The sequence below is a fragment of the Lelliottia jeotgali genome (assembly GCF_016771845.1).
In the GTDB taxonomy this organism is placed as follows: Bacteria; Pseudomonadota; Gammaproteobacteria; order Enterobacterales; family Enterobacteriaceae; genus Enterobacter; species Enterobacter jeotgali.
Window position 1 is genome coordinate 16,742 of record NZ_JAENMQ010000011.1, and the last position, 20,894, is coordinate 37,635.

Genomic DNA, 20,894 nt, shown 5'->3' on the forward strand with positions numbered 1-20,894 from the left:
TTTTCTTGGAACGTGATGTACGACATCTCTGTCGTATTATCATAATCCTAGACTGAACTTACGTAGATTGAGGAAAAACTGCTTCATTTCTTCTCCTTCAATAGAATGGTGCGCGCGCCTGTGATCATTTGGACAAAGTACGACAAGGTTATCCAGCGTATCTAGTCCTTTATCGCTTAAAAATTGAATATGATGCACTTCCGCAAAGAGTGTCCCTCTGACCGTAAGAAATCCCGGTTCGCGGCAATACTCACATATTCCCCGACTTCTTTTTAATGCCGCCAGTCGCAATTGATTGCTCCTTTTGGCCGCTTCTGTCTGGACTACGCTGCTGTCATCACGAAAATCGCCATGCTGGTCTTCAAACTGCGTGACGTCACCTCTCGTAAGAAGCAGTACACCGGTCAATTCGTCGTACACAGCAGACCACTGTTCGGTATCCAGAATGCTCTTGTTGGTATTACGCTCCTTCAACAGTACGTGGACCAGCAATCTTCTTCGAGAAATTTCCTTGTAGGTATTATCAGTATCTTTTGCCCACTTCCTCTTCTGACCCCGGGCCGTGTAGCTCGCCGTATACGTTCCTTCCAGTTCGGCTGATTCCATGATGTTATCAGTCCACACATTTACTACGGCAATGTCACCCTCAATCCAGGCCCACCGCATGTTAAAGTTGGGGGCGTTCGCATGTGGCCAGTCATCTAATGACATACCGGCCATTTTCAGCAGGTCGTAAACCCGGAAGCCTCTTTTCGGGATTGGTAAGCTCTTCATAGTTTTTATCTCGTTGGCCAGATTAATTGATAACTCTGGCAATTTTCACTTTCAGAGCAGCTTAGCAAGCATTTTTGCCTTTGAACCGACGATAAAGCGTCTTAATCATCGAAAAAGGATTGGGCGGCACAACCAAACATGCCGCTTCTGGCAATATTCTGGACCCACATCATCACCATAAAGCTTATCTGTAGAAGCGATTCATATCGGGGTCCGAATTATTTAACAAACCCATTCAGGGTGGTTTTTCTTGTCCACCCTTTGTACCTGGCCCGTGAGATCTATCACCTCATCTAAACTGAGCATGACTTCATCGGCGTTAGCAATAAATGGACGCAGCGTAATTGCGTCTTTATCAGATTTTGGCTCAGAATAGACATTAATAAGAAAATGCAGTCTTTGATCACGACTAATTTGACGACGCCATGCCGCATAATTTTGAGTTTGCTTAATGTAGTTGATCAAAAGTGGTGCAAGCATGCTCTGTTCTTTTTCAGTCAGCACTTGGTCTCGTACTGTTTTGTTTACGTAGTAGGCTATCGCTGACACCACATCGTCAAAACAAATCCCAGTAGTAATCTTCGTATGGTTAAAGTGCTCCTGAGATAAACTCATTAGCCAGATTTTATTTTCCCGCCAGTCTTTAAAATAGACAAAGTGGGATGTAACTGGGGTGGCATGATTAAAATTCTCCAATGCCCAGCCAAATTTCTCCAGCATATGTTTGCTGATTGTTTTATCAATCGAATCCATTAAAACGTCACCTCTTATCTGTGTTGTCATTTTTAAATCAATGTATGTGCAGCCATTAAGAGATATGCTAACATTATTGCTGTTAAAACTAATAATGTATCGACACCTAACATTGACTGCCAATTAGAAAGTAATTTTACTGCCGCACAATTAATTTCAAATCATTCCGATTTAAGGTAATAAGATGAGTAATATTCACTTAATAACCACCTGCGCCAAAGGTAAGTCTGGAGAAACAGAGAACTCAGTATTCCCGGATGATCTGATAGATATTAATGAAACATTCTTAGAATGGTCTCTTGGCCTTAGACATCGGTATCATCAACACAACGGGGTGACGAATGCCAGTTCGCTGTATCGCGGTGCTCATTGGCAGACTGCTTTAGATATTTGTCATCTTCATCCGGAGGTCTCACTTTGGGTGATTTCCGCAGGTATCGGTCTTCGCCATAGCTCTGACCCTGCACTTCCCTATGAAGCAAGTTTCTCTACCATGGGGAAAATGGCCACAAGAATGTGGGACCTTCATACCCGAAACCCGATTTTACCCGGACGTATGAGCTCACTTTCTGAGCTACTCAGTACCTGCAACAATGACCGCTTTGTTCTCGCTGCATCGCCGCTTTATCTGAACGCAGTTGAACAGGATTTACTGGAGGGCATCAGACACCTGAATGTGCCCTTTTCCCAGGTGACTATTGCAACTACCAAAGCCTACACTGGATGCCTCCTGCCGTATGTAAGATGCGCTAATCACAAAATGATGGCTGAATTGGGCGCCAACATGACAACGCTTAATATCAAACATGCTAAACGCCTTGTTGCATCGCTTTCCGGCGAAAGGGATAATTAGTACTTGCGCTATCGATTTAGTCTGACCACAGTTCATCAACACACTGCTGAATTTACAAATTTTAAAGTGAGATTTAAATGAGAAAACCTGTTCGTGGTGATGTGTTAAGAGTTCGTCGTATTGCAACCAAAAATTTCTGGCACTTTGCAATTTTTGACAATGATAGCCGCGTCATTCATTACACCTCGTCTGACTCAGATACCTCTTCAGCGAACAATATGATAATGACAACAGATTTTGCTCACTTTTTAAAAGATAGTGAAAAATATGAAATTGTTGATTTCCCGGAACACTTCTTTGATGAGCGTACGTACACAAGCGTTTCCAGTAATGCGACTCTCTCATCTATTTTCGGGCCGTTAACTTTTATTCAAGTATTAATTAAAATACTTAAAGCATTGTCAGCCACATATGAACTACTTAAATCTATAAATTATGAAATACAGACTCCTGATGAAGTCATTCACCGAGCGAACAGTAGGATTGGTGAGAAGAACTATCATTTGGTGGTAAATAATTGCGAGCATTTTGCAGTGTGGTGTAAAACAAACGTTCGTGATAGTGAACAGACATCTATGTATAAAATAATCAGGAAGTATGAGAAATTAATAGAGGAGCTTGATGCAGAGCTGGACCGCTCATGGATTAGCAGACATGCATTTAAACTGCTACGTTAAGTAGAAATTAATTTAGCTAGTATTAATTGTCAGTATTATGAGCACAATACAGCATAACTAATTCCGCTTAGCTACTAAGGTTATTTTACCCCCCCTTTCCCGCTAAAACTTTGTAACCCCTGGGTTCAGCTTAAAGGCCAGTACGAAGAAAGTAACTTTTCTCTTACTACTGCCGTGACCTTTTTCAGTGAGGATGGATAGCCGACTCGCTCAGTACCCTCTGACCCACACGTAGTCAGAGGGTAGACAACTACCAGGCGCGTTTAACGATCCGCATAACCCCCTCTGGCGGCTGCGGCCATTCCTCGTTTTCCGATGCGTACCGCAGTCGGCCCGCCCCCCGGTTGAAATTATTCATTGCCTGCTCTGCTGAGTCCATTCGGTACGTCCGCACCACAAAATCTGCCGGGGAGATACCTCCCAAAACCTCTTGTACCGTCAGTTCTTCAGGGGCGATGTCGTACCAGTGCGTCAGCATTACCGGCTTTCCATCACAATCTACCGCCATTTTTGCGAAATGGTCGCGCTCAAATTCCCAGACCGTAACAGGTGATAATCCCGCTGGCCGAGGATACTCGATGGCTTCGTCAATCATGACGGTACCTTCGTCATCAATGAATGATGGCGTCAGATAAAGCTGGCCATTCCGGTCGAAACCAGAAATCAGATAGGTCCATTGGTCGTTCAGCATTGTCGGCAATGCAGTCAGGTTACTGGTAGACCATAGGCTATACTCGGATTTACGGTTGCCATCAAAGATAGGCTCCTGTACTTCGCCTTCTGTTTTGGTGTAGAAACTCATCCCAGGTGATACCCCAGCCTCTAATTTTGCCAGCAGACGACTTCGCATTGATTCCGCATTTTCATAGAACTCAATGTACTCTTCGGTAAACATTTCCCGCATCTGCTCATTCGGGGCATGATGCATAAACCATGCTTCAGGACTTTTGGTCCCGAGATACACCAATTGTGCCTTCCCTTTAACACGCTCTACCGCAACGGGCACCATCATGGCGGGGTTTTCAACGGTTGCTCCGGTCTCATTGATTTCCTCATAAGCCACAAGCCATTGAGACATCATCTGGAGAAAGGTTTCAGGGTTCTTCATGTCCACGAACTGGCGGAGTAATTCTGGACCCCGACTACAAAGGTCAAACAAGCGCTGCTTTTCCTGATAACTTGAAAATGCAGTTTTTTTGCCTGCCCATTTCGCCACCAGCTGCGGCTCTTCAAACAGGATATTTTCTGACGGCGTGATTGGTTTCAGTTTGACCCAGTCCTTATTAGCCTGCCGAATAACCCCTTTGGTGCTGGATGCCAACGTTAGCTTGTGTACCCAGGCATGGGCCTCCAGTCGGTTATCACATTCATAGGCAGCTGGTGTGGCGTAAGCCAGCAGTTTACCCGTGGCATTTACCGATAGACGAATAAGCGTGAACCCCTTCTGTTCAATGAAGGCCTTCACCGCCGGTAATTGGCTCCTTCCGGCCCCGCCAAGCTGATAGAGTTGATTCAGCAACCCTTCCCTGCCCTTTTGGGTCGCCATGGCTATAGAGAGCGGATCACCACGATTATTGGCGCGGAATATGATGATGCATTTATCAATGAGCCCCGGGCGGCTTTCCGGTGTACCAATATGGCCATCGACCAGTGCCTGATTCAGCTCAATGCGATAGGTCTGTTCTTCCTGGCGTTCCTGCCGGATAAATTCCAACGCCATCTTAAACATCCGGATGTAAAAAATATGATTGCTGCGAAATTTTCGGCGACGGATATACCACTCAAGGTCTTCTGGCAGAATGGTATCCATGCACAGGTATCCCATGGTATCCCTGACCTGGAACTTCGACACATTGACCTTACAGCTGACTTTTTTGCCTGTGGAATGCCTTTCGCACAACGCATTCACGATAAGGTCCTCGCCCTGACTACTGGCAATGACAATCTCATAATCTTTGAGTGGGCTCGCTTTCCAGCTCCAGCCCCGGTAGCTGCTGTTATAATCGCGGTCTTCCTGTACAGCTCCTGGCGCCGTGCGAGGAGAAATCAGTTCCCGCCAGGCGCAAAGCACCCGTGATCCGGACTGTAACGCCGAATTGGCACGATCTACGAACTCGCTAAGGGATGGGCGAATCTCAGGTGCAGCCAGTAATCCGCTGCCGTCACTGTCATGCAGGAAGGTCATGAACTGTTCCTGAAATTCGAGGCTCAGGAAGCTGAAGGGAGTGCGTTTGTCGTAGAACGACCCAAAGAGCTTCAGCCGGTGATCCAGCCCGCAGATGAGGATTAAAAAGCGCCGGTAATGCAAGGCCATCAGGTCGTGCGCCTTGAGCCGGTCCGTGTAACTGACATCTTCGAATTTGATGGTACTGCCATCCATCCCTTTGAAATGAGCTTGTTGCTCACTTTCGGAAGGAAACAGCTGGCTGGCACCCAGGTGGCTTTCGACAGAAGAAAAAACCTGGTAAACGTTTTGCCCATCCCTTACCAGCAGGAACACCACTCTGTTCTGCGCGTTGCGCTCCCGGCTTTCCCACGGGTCACGATAATCAATATACCGGCGTGTTGTGGCCATACAGACAACGGCGCGTTCAGACGGGAAAATCTGGCCCACCAGCGAAGGATGAGCTTTCAGTGCCTGATGGAATCTGTCCATGTCTGAGAAATCAAACCATTGGTTCAGATCGGTCCACACGGCCAGTTCTTCGTCGACCATGAGTTTTGCCTGAACAATCTGAAGTGGAATGTTTTCCGGGGCTGACTCTCCCTCGCAAATCGTCACTACCTCAACATCCTTGCCAACGTAGAGCTCTAGACTTCCCACGCCATCCTGGATTTTTTTCACATGCTCCCGGGAGGCTTCAGACGTCGCAATCATCGCCGCGCCCTGTTCTTCAAAATACGGCGTCATCCGCTGAATGGCTCTGGTGATATCATTCGACCTAGCGGAGATAGTCTGGCTGATAATTTCGTTCACCCGACCTTCCTGCCTGGCGGCGTTTCGGATCTCATCGATACGCGCCTCAGTTAAATCCGATGACAGCGCATTTTGGACGCTTCCCACGGCAAGGGAGGCAATCGTCTGTTGCTGAGCCGGAAAGGCCAGGGTTCCACCACGCTGATCAGAGGAATCCGCCTTAAACTTTTCCTCTTCGAATTGCTCAAGAGCGAAGCTTCTGAGGGCTTGCGGGTTGCTGACAAGTCCGGTGAGCTCAGACTGAAGCCTCGCCACCTCCTCCTGAACAAGCCGCAGCTCGGCGGCACGGATCTGCTTATGCTCGGGCTGAAACTGGAAGCGGTTGAGAAAATCCTGCCTCAGGAAGCGATGTTCTGTCATCGTCTTCCCACGCTCGTTAATCTCGCCCTGGCTATTCGTCATCTGAACAGCAATGGTTTTGCCATAGACACGGGGATGAGAGCGAAGGATCACCGTATGTAATTCATTCTCTGCGTAGCGCAGTGATACGATAAGTAGGGTATCACCGACACTAATGCCTTCCTCCGGGATGTCCACTAACGCAGACCAGAATTCCCCGGAGGCCAGAGACTGAAAGCGCTCAATACGCTCTACGCTATTTTTGATGATCAACTCACCCATCGGATTTTCCTTACCTGCCGCGATTTGGTCATAGCATACCAACTTAGTCTGAACTCCTAATAACCCCGCGACACTGAAAAACATCCTGACGGAAATGTGCGAGCTATCTAACTAAGTCAGATCCGTCGAAATGGGTTCGGTAGAATTACCTGCTTAACTTGATATGATGTTTTACGACAGAATCCGCAGTTTTACCCGGACGCAATTAATGGATACAAACCCGCCTTCTTATCTCAAAACACTCCATCAGACATTGCTGCTGGTGGATGACGCACCACAGGAATGCGATGGACACACGATGATGGTCAGCCTAGCCCTCTCACGTGAGAACATCCCTCACCAGCGTGTCTTGGGAAAAGTGTGCGGACTGGATAATGGCATTGCGTTTTCTCCCCATTGCTGGATAGTGCTGGACGGGCATATCCTCGACTACCGCCTGAAGATGTGGGTGCGCCTGCAACTGGGTGATGAGGTTGCCGCACAGGCACCGCATGGGATATTTTCCGGCAATTCTTTCCGGTTGCGGTACCAGTACCTGGCGATACAGCCCTTCCCGGTAAAACCAATGGCTCCGGCCCTGCTGAATGTGCTTACTGAGGGATATTCAGACAGGCTTCACATCGCAGGGATCTCCTCCGCATTAGCGCCTTGAATAATATAAGTAGGCTCGCGGTTTTAGTCGGGCTGGAGCGTCCTCATACAGCTGAGAGCGTTTGATCTTTGCGCGAATGGCGGTGATACTGTGTATATAACCAGTATTTTCGGACGCGATCATGAAAGTTACTTTTGACATCCCCGCAGCCCACCCGCAGACGTACTCTCCATATTTTTCCGACCTCGTTAGTTGCGGGGTAATGAGCCCCTGTGCAGGCCACGAGGACAACGAACTTAACCTTCATGAGCACGTAGTTAAAAATCGCCCCAGCACCTTTTTCATTCGAGCCAGTGGTCACTCCATGAAAGACGCCGGGATCTGCGATGGAGCTATCTTGGTTGTCGACCGTTCACTGACTGCCACCGACGGTTCCATCGTCATTGCGCTTGTGGACGGTGAATTTACCGTCAAGCAGCTTCAGCTCAACCCGGAGCTCATGCTGTTGCCCTGCAACCCGGCATTTTCACCTATACGGGTCAATCCGGAGGAGCTGGAGATCTGGGGTGTGGTCACTTTTGCGGTAAATCAGTTCTGATATGTATATGCATGTCGATATCAACGGGGCCTATGCCGCCTTTGAAACTGCCATGGAGCCAAAGCTTGCCGATCATCCGCTGTTGATCTTGAGCAACAACGATTCTATGGTTATCGCTATGAATCAAAAGGCAAAAAATATTGGAATTAAACGCGGTGCTCCCCTTTTCAAATGCCAAGAGCTGATCAAAAAGCACCGCATTGCCATCAGAAGCTCTAATTTTACCCTCTATGAGGACTACTCGAACCGGTTCCATGAGACCCTTGAAGGGTACGCCGCTGCCACCAATCGATATTCTGTGGACGAATGCTTTATGTCACTTGCTGGGATGACGCATCTTATCGATCCGGAACGCTATGGTCGTGAAATTCGGGCCACCCTTCAGCACAACCTCTCACTCACCTGTGGTGTGGGGGTGGGTATTTCGAAAACGTTAGCGAAATTAGCCACCTACGCTAGCAAGAGGTGGAAAGCCACGGGGGGAGTCGTCGTTTTGACTGACCCTATCCGCATTCAAAAATTATTGTCACTGGTTGAAACCCGGGAAATATGGGGGATCGGCAAAAGGATAAGCGAACATCTCTGTGAGCTGGGGATCAAAACCGGTGCTCAGTTCGCCAATACCGATGTGCGTTTTATCAGAAAGACCTTTGGCGTACAGATGGAAAGGACCTGGCGAGAACTTAATGGTGAACCTTGTTTTGCCCTGGATGACTCCCCTCCGGCCCGACAGCAAATCATCGTTTCCCGCAGTTTTGGTCAACGTCTTACCGAGCGGCACGATCTGCATGAGGCAGTATCCTTCTTCACAGCAAGAGCCGCAGAGCAGCTGCGGCTTGACGGTTCGTGGGCGCGACAGATAATGGTATTCATCCAGAGCAGTCATTTTGCCAAGGGTCCGGATCGCTTCAGCACCAGCGGAATAGAATTTCTTACCTCCACGCAGGATACGCGGGACCTGAACAGTGCGGCCATCGCTATTCTTAACAGGATTTACCGGCCAGGGGTCGCCTACGCAAAAGCGGGAGTGGTGCTGTCATCGATGACCGACGGTACTGAGCAGCTGAGTCTGTTTGATGAAAGGCCAGTGAGGTCAGGGAGTGAGGCATTGATGAAAGTAATGGATCGTCTTAACCGGCAACACAGGGGAACTGTATTCATGCTGGCTGAAGGCATTGAACAGCCCTTCAGGATGAAACAGACCCTGTTATCGCCACGCTACACCACTCGCTGGGATGAACTTCCTGTTGCGCGCTCTTAGACGGTACCCTTATATCCATAGAGAGGGTCTGCTTGAAGCGGCAAAGATAATCGCGTGTACTGAGCGCTTTAAACGCGACCTCCTTAAAGTGGTGTTATGCTGCTGTACTACCAGATTCTAATTTGTCAAACCTCTTTAATCCTGGGATCTTTCAATAAACCATCCCTGCTTACGACACCCCTTGCTCAGTAGAATCAGCCTCTCAATGTTACTACCGTCTCTTTCGCCAACGTTCACTTTATCATCTATCATTTCAGTTGGTTCCATTGGGGACAAATACAAGTAATGCTCTGTCGCTATGTATCGTGCGACTCGCTTGATTGTATCTGCGTTGAGTTTCTCCGCATTTCGACCTGAGCGAGTTAGTGTAAAACCTTCATGTTTTAAGCTGTTTTCCAGGGCTATGAGCAAGTGAAGATATAGATCAATACTGGCAAAACAATGCATCTCCCAGGCTGTTTCCCGACTGACAAATTTCGGCTTCGATTCGAGCTGGGTAATTGGGAGAGCTAAATTATTCTCTTGGTTACGAACCAATTCGCTTAATAATTTTCGATCTTGATAACGTCCATACGCCAGAGCCAAAACTGCAAGCGTCAACACGACAAGTGCTATTGTCATTTAAGATTCTCTACCGACTGAAGCAGCTGAACGAACTCGTCCTACCAACAATGCACCTCAAGGGTTATCGCTTTCGAACATCTAACATAACTGTTTTGATAAAGGGCGCCAGAAAAGCAACACGGAGTGCTTTTAGAAAGCAAGGTTAACTGGCACCCGGCTTGGAAGTAATCGTATTCTATTACCTTAAATTAACCGCGAGCCTTCTGAATTGCCGCCTGCAATGTGCTGATATCTAATGCGCCAGGAATAAACGACGTTGTGTCTGCCGTTGGGTTCTTCATGTTGATGATGATGAATCCCGGGGTCCCGGACACGCCCAGTTGCTCACCGAGCTGCATGTTTGCAGAAATGACGTTTTCAAACCGGGTTTTATCATTGCCGGTAAAGGCCACATCAAAGCCCGATTTTTTCACGACGGTGTCAAAATCCGCCAGCTGGAACGTCCGCTGCGTGGTGGCAAATGTGTGGGCACTGGTCATGATGTTGTTGTGGTATTTGCGATAACCGTCGGCGCCGTACTTATGGAACACGTAGAGACCGGTTGCGGCTCCCATCGCAGAGACTGGTTTGGTACCGGCAAAGATCGGGAATTCTTTGAAGAAGAATTTCACGTCTTTGTTCTGATCCATGGCGGTCTCAACAACCGGCGTCACCCGCATACAGAAGATGCACTGGTAATCGAAGAACTCAATAACGGCAACGTCCGCGTTATCCGGTCCAATATTTGGCGTTTCGGTGGTATCAAACAGTGCCGGTGCATACGGGATCAGTCGCTCAACAGACGCCGTTGCTTTCGAGTTTTCCAGCGCATTGCCCGCTTCTACCAGTTTCTGGGGATGCTTTATCAGGTAGTCAGCGGCGATTTCCCCAATTTCCTGTGGAGTATAGACACGGGACCCGGCTGCTCCCGATTTAGTGGCCAGTTCGTTAAGCGCCGATTTTTCCATCTGCATATGCTTGCTTTCAACCAAATGCTGCTGCAATAAAAACGTCGCCGTTGCTGTGACGCCAGCTGTAATTAAAATCGCTGCCATCAGTTTTAATCGACTCACCGGTTTGGACTCTTTCATATGCACCTTTATGTCATTCTGTCTATTAGAGAACAATGTGAAAAGATTATACTGAAGCGGCAAGGTTAAATTATTCGCTATAAAACGTATTTAAGGGGCTGTGGGATGCGGATGAAATGGGTACTACCTTTTGCAGCACTGTTTTTAAGCGGCTGCGGTTATCATTTCCAGACGGAGATGGAAGCCTATGACTTGATCCCTCGTCCAGTATTGAATAAAAAGGTCAAAATTATCGCACCTGATGATTCAATTCAGTCACGGGTATTTGCATCGGAGCTGGCCAGCGGGCTATCGAAGAAGGGTTTTGTTATTTCTGGTCGCCAGCCTGATTACGTGATGACATTTGCCTACGCCAGCCCAGTAGAAAATAAACAATACAGCACTCAGGAAGTCACGGGCGTAATCGGGTATGTGATGACCGAAAAAAAACAGCATCCGGGCAAAAAGGGAGCATCTAAAACCGAATATGACTATGAACCCGTCGAAGCTGTAGTGGGTACAGAAACCTATTCACGCCTTCACTATGCGCGTGAATTCAGGGTGAGCATGCGCCCGGGTTCGCCTGCGGGTAAAGAAGTGTTATCCGTCAGTATGAAAAGCAACGCACCTGTCCCGTCTGATAATGCCGCTTACTCAGCGATGATCGCGTCATTGACAGAGAAAATGGATGCGCCACTTCGTTCCGGATTCTACAGCACCGTTATCCCCTGGAACTGACTAATCGCTCGCCCATCGTGTTTGATGGTTGATGTCGTAAAGTCGATACACGTCACCCCAGGAAACCTGCGAGAGCTTGTTTACATAGATATAATGCAGCTGTTTTTTCACCCCAAGAGAGGTGAGAGGCCCTTCAAGAAGCTCACGCAGGGTGGCGTCACCCAGTGCCTTTTCCGGGTGCAGGCAGTGCAGCTGGCTCAGCAGGAAGGCCATCGCAATCACCAGCAATACTAAGCCGACCGCCTGATATTCAAAAGAGATCGGCAGGACAAAGCTCACTATTCCTATGAGAGCCATACAGACAACCCACCCGGCCAGCAGCAAAGGTACTTTTTTTTGTGCCATAAGAAATTGCTGAGCCACCACAGGATCGTTGAGATACACCCGGTCTGGCAGGCCTGTCGCTTTTAAAACCAGATCATCCAGTAACCGCACTGCATTCATTTCAGATCCCTTCCCGTCAGGCAAACCGGACAATGCCAGTCGGCGTTAATTGGAATAGCGGCATTTGTACCAGCTCTGGACGGATAACTTTTAGCTGCCTGATTGGCGCCAGTTCGTCTGTCTGCTGAACTTGACTTGATCCCGGACCTTTGTGAGTGCTGTCATTATTGACCTTCAGCTTATCGTTCTTCAGATACCCGTCCAGCTTTCGGGCCAGTTCATCACTGGTTTTGGGGGAAGCCGTCAGGTGATCGGAAGCAGCGACAGAGGCTGACACTTCCCGTGCCTGAACACGTTCTGTGAGCTGGCATGCGCCGTTGGCACACACGGAAGCCATCACGGGCTGGGAACTCACTGCAACCAGTAAAAACACATTCAAAATTTTCAATTTCATAATCACCTCATGACAACGTTCATAAAGTTACTTTTTAACCGAACTCATCTGATTAATCAGATTATCGGCACTCACCCATCCATTGAACACCAATGGCTCCCCGGTCAGTGAGACCATGGTTGGGGTCCCCCTGAGCGGAATAGTCGAGGCTATCTGGAACTGCGACTTGATGTTGTCCAGGCATGACTCAGTGGCTCTGCCCGCCGGAACAGTTGACGGTACGCTCATCGCCTCATCCAGGGCTTTATTTGGCGTGGCCGAACACCAGACCTTTGCCATGCTATCCGCGACGACAGAATTCAGCCCCGCCCTGGGATAGGCCAGATACTGAATGGTGATCCCCGCATCAAGGTAGGATTTAATATCATGATGTAACTTCTGACAGAAACCACACGTGATATCGGTGAATACGGCAAGCTTATATTTTTCGTTTGGCGACTTATATTCAATGGATTTGGTTTTAGCAGCAAACGAACGGACCCCCATTAACACCGCTCGTTCCGTTGTATTTTCCACGTCCTTTCCCTTAACGTGGAATAAACTTCCCGTGAAAATATAATCGCCATCACTGGTAACATAACTGATGCCTTCACGTGAAACCACGGTAAAAATGTCACTCACTGGGGATGGCTCTATATGCTCTATCGACAGCCCGACGTTTTTAAGTTTACTAAGTGCCGCCTCAGAGAGGTTTGAGGAGGAGGCACCTGCCAATCCGCTAAATAATGAAAATGCTAAAGCTAATGTAAGGGTTGCCGTTTTTAAAATAGGTTTCATACCACCTCCGTAAATGTAATGGAGATATTAACATGCGATATTTGTTAACTTTTCTGCTTGCGGAACAAATTCGGGGGTTATTCTGTCGGATACGGTAATTCACCTGTGGGAGAATATACGCATTGGCTAACCTGTGGAGATGACCCGTGTTTATTCCCCCTGATGATGTGAAACCTATTCCCGTCCCGGTTGAAATACGGACACAATGCATACGCGATGCCGCACACTACTTCGGTATCGACTCAGAGCTGGTGTATACCCTCTTCGACAATGAAGGGGGGAAAGTCGGCACGTTCAGCCGCAATACTAACGGCAGCTATGATATCGGACCGATGCAAATTAACTCTTCAAATCTGCCGGAGATAGCCCAGCACTTTCCGACCGTTACGTGGAAGGTTCTGGCGTATGATGCCTGTGCCAGCTTCTGGGTGGGGACCTGGTGGCTGTATCGCAAAATTGTCGATCGTAACGGTAATGTCTTTGAAGGGATCGGGGACTACAACAGTAAAACGCCCAAAGTGCGGGCAAAGTACATTTTTAATTTTATGGTCCGTTACAATCGCCGTATTCAAAACCGAAACGGCATGGATGAACTTTATCGCTGGACGCACCCGATCACCACCTATCAGGGTCATATTGCTAATAATGAGGCTATACCCACCCGCCAGCCGCAATAACAAAGGCAGGCGGGTAAACCCTCCGCCCTGCGTACTCTACCAGCAAGCAGCTTTCATATAGATTTCTCACCCTTCCCATTCGCCTGTCCTCACGGTCAGGCAGGTATGATTGGCTATCCGTACCCGGTATCAAAAGTAACTTTCATATTTTCCGGTAAGCCCTGAGCCATCCTCAAAAAAAGCCGCGCACAAGCGCGGCTTTTCATATCAGGTTATGACATCTACCGTTTGTTTTCATTGAGCCAGTCGTTCAGTTTACCCAGACGGCTTTCATAGTTTTCGTTACGGTCAGATAGATTAGACTTAGCGAATTCTTCAAACTTCCCGGCCACGGCAGGGCCATACTCAGGGGAATCTGACAACTGCTGCTTCATGGCCAGCATAGTCACATCCTTACCCTCCTGGTAGTTCCCTGTAGCCTGCTGAGCATTCAACCCCGTCCAGCGTTCCGAAATCAAGCTAGCCCCATCTGAGTTTTGCATGAATTTCACTGCTTTTTCATCAATACCTTTTGGCATGATCTCCACGTTATTGGCACCCGTCGCAAGTCCGTTAGAGCCGCGAATAATGCCACCACGTTCAGCCCATTCACTTAAGCCTTGCGCCCCTATGGAGGTCATCCCATCCGCAAGCTTCTGATTGCCATTTCGCCAGGCATTCGCGGCGCCATTAGTGATAGAGCCGTCCGTCATATTTTTCTGAATTAGCTCTCCCACGGCATGGTCAAGAGGGTTGGTGCCCCGGCCAGAGCCAGATATACGTGAATCACTGGTCTTCCCGACTACCGAGTCCGACACGGTTTTTAGGGTGCTGCCGTTACGGTTGTAGGTATCAAACCCTTTGTCGAGAGATTTCAGATCCCCGCGCTCCAGATGAACGCCCCGGCTATCAAGCGTATCCAGCAGTTTCTGCGCATCCTGTTCGTACTGGCGCTTCTCGCCACCGGTTGACCGGTTAGCAGCCCCCTGGGTATAGATGGCCTGTTGCAATATCTCACTATTTTTATCCCTGTCAGACATATCCGTTCTGTTCAGGATTTTATCCGTATAGTTCGCGACATTGTTACTGAGATACCTCTGTTCATCATTTCCATAGCGATTACTAAGTGCATTTCGCATAGCATTACCGCCTGAGTTAGTAGTCCGTCCGGCTGTTGCTTCATTAGCGTCATCAAAGGTTTTCTCATGACGTTCCAGAGCTTCTCCTTTCGCCCCGATTTTGCTGATATCCCGGTCCGAAACGGCAGGCGCGACTGACGGCAGTTTTTCCACTAATGAACGGTCATTGTCCGAGTAGTTATCCTTATTGTAATCTTGGTAACTCTGACGAACGGCGTTTCCACCTTCCTCTCCTACGTTCTGCGCAGTGATGCCATTTTTGCTGCGGCCCGTAGGTTGCTGGTTTGCAGCCTGCTGTCCCGCATCCAACCTACCACTGGACTCACTTTTCACGCTGGCACCTAACCCCTCAACCGCTCTAGCCCCCATAACATTGCCGGTATCGATATGTTGAGGTACTTGGTTCTCCATCCCTGCAAGGGTATCTGTGCCGGAACTCCCCCCACTTAGTTTATCCAGTTGATTAATAACCGGATTGAGCTGTTGTGCATTGCCGCCGAAATCCGCAATGAAGTTCTTCAGCAAACCCGATGTCTCTCTAAGGTCTTTGACATTACTGGCCGCTGTCTCGCCATGTGCCGTATCGATGGCAATCTTGTCATCGCTGAAATCACGCACGGTGGCGACCAGGGCATCAGCACGCTGAATTTTTGCTCCCAGTTGATTGCTGGCTTTGAAGGTGTCGTTATAGCTTTGGAATTTGTCCATAAACGCATTTTCGTTCAGGCCATTTTTCTGAGCAAAAGCGCGAACATCATTATCAGAGAAGTTCTTCTTCCGCAAAGAATCTGACAACATATCGAGATTCACCGACTGTTTACTGTCGATACCTGCCTGGCTATTTGCATTGGCGTTTGTTGAGACCGACGTTGACAGGTTCTGCCCCATCGTTTGTGAGGCCTGATTCATCTGAGAGAAGCCTTCTTTAAACGCACTGGTCTGCGCGAATGAATCGGAGCGCACGTTGGCCATATTCTGTGAGAATTGTTCCGTCGCCTTAGCGTTTTCAGCCAATTTTGTGCTAATGGCGTTATTAAGCGCAGTGCCCATTTGAAGACTTTTGTTATCTTGGCTATTAACGTTACCCGAGGTTCCAAGACTTGCGCCTAATTTTGCAGAATCAAAACCGCCACCTAAGTTGCCAGATAGTCCTCCATTCAGCACCGCAGCACTAACCGTGGAAGCCAATGTTTTTGCATCAATGCCATATTTTGCAGAAAAATCTTTAGCCACGCTGGAGCCAACTTCATCGGCATAGGCTTTCCCGCTTTGCAGGCTTGTGGAGAACTGGCTATTTGCACTGCTCGACTTCCCTAACTCATTCATGCGGCTGTATGCCGATTGATAGGAGTTTTGAGCGGAACTCATGATTGCTGATGTCTGACTCCCTGATTGACCCTGTGCGGCACTGAGCCCGCTCCCCACGTTCCAGGAGCCAAGTCGTTCAAGATTAGATTTGACCGAACCACCGTCCAATGAACCCTGACCCGTACTCATCAGGTTAGTGCGAGCTACGTCGCCGAACGCCGATTTCCCGCTGTTGGGTGCATCCCAGACCTGAGGTGTCAGGTGACCATTATTAATCGGTGCGTCCGGTGTAACGCCTTTGGTGGCATTCATCATCGGATGAATGGATTGCGTCATCAGGAATAGTGTCAAAACCGGGATAAGGGCATACAGTGCAGAAGCCACTGAGAGATAAGAGCTGTAGGTTTCAGCAAGGCCGGGTATGCCCATCCAAGTCACCGCATTATTATCTGCATTCATCGTACTCCAAGTGTCCAAATCGGCAGTCACCACTTTTTTGACATAGGCGTTCACCATTACTGCCGTGAGTGGCCAAATATTCACGAACACAATAAGCTGAAGATATTTTGCTGCTGCGGCCACACCGTTACCACCCAATGCCAGCAGCATCAGGAGGGCAAATGGCGCAACCATATAACTGAACATTTCTAAGAAAGCGATGGCGGCCCCGGACAGTTGCATCCAGAGCTGGCCCTGAGAGGCCATGGTATTTGTACGTTTCAATGATGCCTCAAAGAGCTGCATATCAGAGGCAATACCCAACGGCGTTCTGTATTTGCTTGCCCCGCTCTTGAGCTCATTCATTACGAAAAGCGCGGTGACAGCATCATGCGCGGCCATTGCGGTGGCATGCCCCCCGTTTGCTGAAGCCATAACATCAGTAAAGCTTGAGGCACTCCCGCCACCGCTCGCTTCATCCGGACTGATGATGCCGTTGATCTGAGCTATTTTGCTCATTGTGTTTTTGGCTTCTGGCGTTCCGGTGATTCCAAGCACTGTCCCCCATGCGTCTTTGCAGGGTTTAGAAACGCTGCCATTTGCCCCAACCACATTGGCACTGGCATTTTTTAGCCCGGAGTTCACCGCCATGGTTATCTGTGACAGGCTGTTTTCAATTTCAGAGGAAAATATCGTATTGAAGATAGTTTCTTTACCGGCGATTTTGGCGCTGGAGTTCTGCGATGCATTGAGGCAGTTATAGGCCACTGACTGGATTGTTGCACACAGATTCATAGGGCCGAGGCCCGACTCAGGTTCCGGAAATAACGAACAGAAGCCCTGGGAGTCGCCTCCCCACTGCATGAACTTCATGAACTTAATCATTGGGCCCAGCGTCAGATCATCGTCGAGGGTAGTAGCTGACAGATTAACGGGAGAAAGGGGGTCGAAGGCTTTTTTATAGTCCTTCAGCAGCCCTTGGCTCAGGTTTGTCGTAACAGTAGCCGTAGCAGCAATAAAGATGGGTATATCATCGACATTCCTGACCTCTCCTGATTTTACAGACTCAATAGTTACATCGACGCGAACCGTTGCCATCATGAACAAGATAAGGCCAAGGAACCACGAAAATACCGGCAGCTCCGTTTTGGTCGGATTCAGTACCCACAACCAGGTCTTGTAAAACAGATTTACTCCGGCAAGCACTGCGGCGGTAGTCATGAATTCTTTGACGCCGGTATATTTGGAAAAAATCAGTGCGATACCGTTAAAAGCCGACCAGACAAAATCTATATCGCCCAACGTATAAATATTGTAATCCATAGCAGGCCTCAGTTTCGTTGTGAGCGTTTGCTTTCCGCATATGCCTGACGTTTAATGCGCCGATCATCCCATGTAGAGATAACCTCAGAGTCACTTCCCACCGTGTCCCTGCTTAATTTATTAGCAGCATCGACCTGCTTATGCAGGTTGTCGACCATACGGTTAAGGTCATCTTTTCGGCTGGCAAGCGCTTCAACTGGTATACTCATCGTGGTCACTTTCGCTTCCACTTGGCGAAGCATGTTGATGACCAGGCTGGTAGCCGCAACGGAACTCATATCCTGGATATAGGAATACCCTTCTGGTGTTTCAAACGTATACAGCGACTCCAGAATAGTCGGAATGCCGATGAAGTTAATGATGCGTAACTCCTCATCAGAAACTTGCTGGTTGTTAATGACTTTGGTTTGCACATTGGTCAGTAATTCAGCAATCGTATCTTTTAGCCCCTTAAAGTTGGCATCCTGAACTTCCTTCATCACCAAACACTGAGCCTTTCTATCCTTGGTTGTGTCAGGGGCGTGTGCGCATTTCAACATTTTCACACTGCCTCCCTTTGGAGGTCCGTAAATAAAATCACTCACCGTCATTGTGGATGGACGGATCTCAAATCCAGCCCTTTCACCCTTGGCATCCCAGTTAATAATGGCCGTCCCGGCCAATGACATCAGTTGTTCTGCCAGACGGTATCCTGAGAGCTCAGTCACGCCCCCGATATTCAAAGAGCCCTTGTCGATATCCATGAATGCCATATAGAAAAGATTGCCAGAGAACTTCTCGTTAAAGTCATCAGGATCTTTGGCTTTGGCCTGCCGGGTAATCTCTTCCGGGGCCTTTGTCATGGATGATCCGAAATCAGGTATCAGGCCATTAACGGAGTTCAAAATTGAAGCGGGGCCAGAACTAACCTTATTTGCATAATCAGATGGAGGACCAGCAGTTTCGGCGAGGAATGAATAAGTAGCATTGCAGCTGTCCTTCGCAAATTTGTTTAACGCCTGAAGCTTGTTCTGAATATCGTTGATTGTGGCTGCACAATCCGCACAAATTGCGGAAACTGCAACGTTAAATGCGTAAATAGCGGCACCCTGGGCAATGCCACGCGCAACCTGAACAAGCTGGTCACCGTTGATCATACTGAAAGAACCAAGAAACACGTCGATACCGTTACAACCGACGGACGCTTTCGGGAATGACATCGAAATGAGGTTCGTATTAACATTGGTCTGACGGTACGAGAATGACCCTCCCACAATCCCGGTCCGCGTAGCCGTTTCAAACGTCGCAGGGGAAGTCGATGTCATCATGCCATTGAAGATATTCCGCATTGCGTTATCGGCATGCGCAGTCTGTCCGCTACACGCTGCAAAAATAATCATGGGCAAAAGTAACTTTTGTGCCGTGTGGCGAATTTTACTGACCATAAGCGCCCCCGAGTGAACCCGCCGCGTTCATGTAATGCACCGGATCAGCCGTTGGCATGTCATAGCCTTCCAGCTTCTGGTCCATAATTCTTTGCAGAAGAAACGGATCTGTATCCATTTCTTTCTTCTCCACAGAAATGACACCGTCATCGCCAATGGTGTACTGACGTTTGACATCGAGTGTCGACTGGAAGGAGACGTCATCAATCAGTTTCATCCCCTTAGCGGCCAAGATAATGGTGCTTTTCAATTCGTCTGCCGAAATCATCCCTTCACTAATGCGCTGCGCACTCGTGCCGTCTTTTGATACAAGAAAAATAGTGGGGACTTCGCGAATTTTAAACTGCTCAATAATCTGCGGATTGGGCACGGAGAAATCAGGAAAAAGGCCATTATGCAACCCGAGTCCATCCATACTGATCGGCATAATATCGACCGAATAGTAATTTTGCATAAAGGAAAGGATATTGCTTTCTTCATGGCAAAACTGGCAAGTGCTCTGAAAAAAGAAGAACAGCCCGGACTTGGTGAAAATATCTTTCATTACCGATTGCTGGTTTTTTTCGACAATTTCACGATGGGCATCAAGGGCGACCTTTTCAACAGGTTGCCTTCTTTTCTCTGACATCATCGGGTTCTTCAAAAAGTAATCTTTTGACTTATCCGAGAACCGAGTACTGATATCAAGCATTAACCGCTGTGCCGTATAGTAGCGAGACAGGTTTTCAGGTGTGGGATTATCCATCGCCTGAGTCAGCAGATGCGGCATATTTTCCTTTAGCCATTTAGAGTTCAAGTCAATTTTTTCTTCTTCGGTTTGACTTGCCGATGCTGACGGTGGAATTGCAAATTGCTTTTCCTCTTCAGGGATTTCCTTAGGCGCTGGATCGTCATACCAGAAAAACCCTTTTTTGAATGCCTGCCCGGAAATAAATGGAGTGCCATTTATCAGGGGCTGTTCCGGTGCGGCCTGAACGCCAGTAATAACAAGCGAAAGCGCCAACATTAACTTAGAGGGCAAAGCCTTGAGCGAAATCATAACCACACTCCTCATTTCAAGATGCCTTATTGTGACATACAAAAAATTTCTGGTTTTCAGCTAAGACCCTGGGTTTTCTTGCTTAAATAAAAGGATTTTCCGGTTAACTAAAAAAGACAAACACTGCGTTTTAATTGCGTGTACATGGGAAAAGATCGGGGAAGGAGGTGTGTTTTAGGCCATCCATATCAAGACCTCGATCAGATTAATCTTCAATAAGAAGACAGAACAGCATTCCGTTCGAGTATATGAATCAAGAATTGTCACGACAGATAAGGTTTAGCTCTTTAAGAGGAATGACCGATAGCAGTTCTCAAAATAACGAGAAGGGAATAACGTTAAAAATGACAGAAACAGGAACGCATGTCGGATACAAATTAAATAACGAAAAAATCAGAGTTCGATCAAAAATTAAAAGCGGCGGTTAACTCGCCG

Annotated in this window: 18 protein-coding genes; 7 read left to right on the forward strand and 11 right to left on the reverse strand. The window is 48.1% G+C overall.

What is annotated here, in order from left to right:
- Nucleotides 1-39: 39 nt before the first annotated feature.
- The gene (locus JBO43_RS17700; RefSeq protein WP_202668396.1) at nucleotides 40-774 is read right to left on the reverse strand and encodes an HNH endonuclease signature motif containing protein; all 735 of its coding nucleotides are present in this window, start codon (nucleotides 772-774) and stop codon (nucleotides 40-42) included.
- Between the two features lie 222 nt (nucleotides 775-996).
- Complete coding sequence (locus JBO43_RS17705) at nucleotides 997-1,527, reverse strand: hypothetical protein (RefSeq protein WP_202668397.1); 531 nt, start codon at nucleotides 1,525-1,527, stop codon at nucleotides 997-999.
- 184 nt (nucleotides 1,528-1,711) lie between these two features.
- Here JBO43_RS17705 and JBO43_RS17710 point away from each other — a divergent pair, with 184 nt between their 5' ends.
- Both JBO43_RS17710 and JBO43_RS17715 read left to right on the forward strand, forming a co-directional pair.
- Entirely contained in the window at nucleotides 1,712-2,380 is a 669-nt protein-coding gene (locus JBO43_RS17710) for a hypothetical protein (RefSeq protein WP_237730100.1), read from the forward strand.
- Between the two features lie 77 nt (nucleotides 2,381-2,457).
- Nucleotides 2,458-3,057, forward strand: a complete 600-nt coding sequence (locus JBO43_RS17715; protein WP_202668398.1) for a lecithin retinol acyltransferase family protein — start codon at nucleotides 2,458-2,460, stop codon at nucleotides 3,055-3,057.
- A gap of 250 nt (nucleotides 3,058-3,307) precedes the next feature.
- On the opposite strand, the gene JBO43_RS17720 is transcribed toward JBO43_RS17715, so the two are convergent.
- On the reverse strand, nucleotides 3,308-6,655 hold the full coding sequence (locus JBO43_RS17720) for a hypothetical protein (RefSeq protein ID WP_202668399.1): 3,348 nt from the start codon (nucleotides 6,653-6,655) through the stop codon (nucleotides 3,308-3,310).
- Nucleotides 6,656-6,863: 208 nt separating this feature from the next.
- Between JBO43_RS17720 and JBO43_RS17725 the strand changes: the two genes are divergently transcribed.
- The 3 genes from JBO43_RS17725 to umuC all read left to right on the forward strand — a co-directional run bounded on the left by JBO43_RS17725 (nucleotide 6,864) and on the right by umuC (nucleotide 9,106).
- Complete coding sequence (locus JBO43_RS17725; RefSeq protein WP_202668400.1) at nucleotides 6,864-7,307, forward strand: hypothetical protein; 444 nt, start codon at nucleotides 6,864-6,866, stop codon at nucleotides 7,305-7,307.
- A 121-nt stretch (nucleotides 7,308-7,428) separates the two neighbouring features.
- Nucleotides 7,429-7,845 carry a translesion error-prone DNA polymerase V autoproteolytic subunit gene (gene umuD / locus JBO43_RS17730; protein WP_237730101.1) on the forward strand — a complete coding sequence of 139 codons (417 nt, stop codon included), beginning with the start codon at nucleotides 7,429-7,431 and terminating at the stop codon, nucleotides 7,843-7,845.
- Between the two features lie 7 nt (nucleotides 7,846-7,852).
- Nucleotides 7,853-9,106 (forward strand): translesion error-prone DNA polymerase V subunit UmuC, encoded by a 1,254-nt coding sequence (gene umuC, locus JBO43_RS17735; protein WP_237730102.1) that lies wholly within the window; start codon nucleotides 7,853-7,855, stop codon nucleotides 9,104-9,106.
- Between the two features lie 135 nt (nucleotides 9,107-9,241).
- Here the strand turns inward: umuC and JBO43_RS17740 are convergent, their stop codons facing one another.
- Entirely contained in the window at nucleotides 9,242-9,727 is a 486-nt protein-coding gene (locus JBO43_RS17740; RefSeq protein WP_202668402.1) for a hypothetical protein, read from the reverse strand.
- A 191-nt stretch (nucleotides 9,728-9,918) separates the two neighbouring features.
- Nucleotides 9,919-10,800 (reverse strand): DsbA family protein, encoded by an 882-nt coding sequence (locus tag JBO43_RS17745; RefSeq protein WP_237730103.1) that lies wholly within the window; start codon nucleotides 10,798-10,800, stop codon nucleotides 9,919-9,921.
- 111 nt (nucleotides 10,801-10,911) lie between these two features.
- On the opposite strand from JBO43_RS17745, the gene JBO43_RS17750 reads away from it, so the two are divergent.
- Nucleotides 10,912-11,517, forward strand: coding sequence for a hypothetical protein (locus JBO43_RS17750; RefSeq protein ID WP_237730104.1), 606 nt, complete (start codon nucleotides 10,912-10,914; stop codon nucleotides 11,515-11,517).
- Here JBO43_RS17750 and JBO43_RS17755 read toward each other — a convergent pair whose 3' ends face one another.
- Genes JBO43_RS17755 through JBO43_RS17765 form a run of 3 tightly spaced genes read right to left on the reverse strand, consistent with a single transcriptional unit; the run spans nucleotide 11,518 to nucleotide 13,132 of the window.
- The gene (locus JBO43_RS17755; protein ID WP_202668404.1) at nucleotides 11,518-11,961 is read right to left on the reverse strand and encodes a hypothetical protein; all 444 of its coding nucleotides are present in this window, start codon (nucleotides 11,959-11,961) and stop codon (nucleotides 11,518-11,520) included. It lies immediately after the preceding gene.
- Nucleotides 11,962-11,977: 16 nt separating this feature from the next.
- Nucleotides 11,978-12,355: a hypothetical protein gene (locus tag JBO43_RS17760; RefSeq protein ID WP_202668405.1), complete on the reverse strand. Its 378-nt coding sequence runs from the start codon at nucleotides 12,353-12,355 to the stop codon at nucleotides 11,978-11,980.
- Nucleotides 12,356-12,382: 27 nt separating this feature from the next.
- Nucleotides 12,383-13,132 carry a thioredoxin fold domain-containing protein gene (locus JBO43_RS17765; protein WP_202668406.1) on the reverse strand — a complete coding sequence of 250 codons (750 nt, stop codon included), beginning with the start codon at nucleotides 13,130-13,132 and terminating at the stop codon, nucleotides 12,383-12,385.
- A gap of 146 nt (nucleotides 13,133-13,278) precedes the next feature.
- Here JBO43_RS17765 and JBO43_RS17770 point away from each other — a divergent pair, with 146 nt between their 5' ends.
- The gene (locus tag JBO43_RS17770) at nucleotides 13,279-13,809 is read left to right on the forward strand and encodes a lytic transglycosylase domain-containing protein (RefSeq protein WP_202668407.1); all 531 of its coding nucleotides are present in this window, start codon (nucleotides 13,279-13,281) and stop codon (nucleotides 13,807-13,809) included.
- Nucleotides 13,810-14,030: 221 nt separating this feature from the next.
- Here JBO43_RS17770 and JBO43_RS17775 read toward each other — a convergent pair whose 3' ends face one another.
- From JBO43_RS17775 to JBO43_RS17785, 3 genes are read right to left on the reverse strand one after another with little or no spacing between them, the layout of a single operon-like run.
- Nucleotides 14,031-17,996, reverse strand: coding sequence for a conjugal transfer protein TraG N-terminal domain-containing protein (locus tag JBO43_RS17775; protein ID WP_202668408.1), 3,966 nt, complete (start codon nucleotides 17,994-17,996; stop codon nucleotides 14,031-14,033).
- Nucleotides 17,997-18,004: 8 nt separating this feature from the next.
- Entirely contained in the window at nucleotides 18,005-19,420 is a 1,416-nt protein-coding gene (locus JBO43_RS17780; protein WP_202668409.1) for a conjugal transfer protein TraH, read from the reverse strand.
- Nucleotides 19,410-20,459 (reverse strand): thioredoxin family protein, encoded by a 1,050-nt coding sequence (locus JBO43_RS17785; protein WP_202668410.1) that lies wholly within the window; start codon nucleotides 20,457-20,459, stop codon nucleotides 19,410-19,412. Before JBO43_RS17785 ends, JBO43_RS17780 begins: the two co-directional genes overlap by 11 nt.
- Nucleotides 20,460-20,894 lie beyond the last annotated feature (435 nt).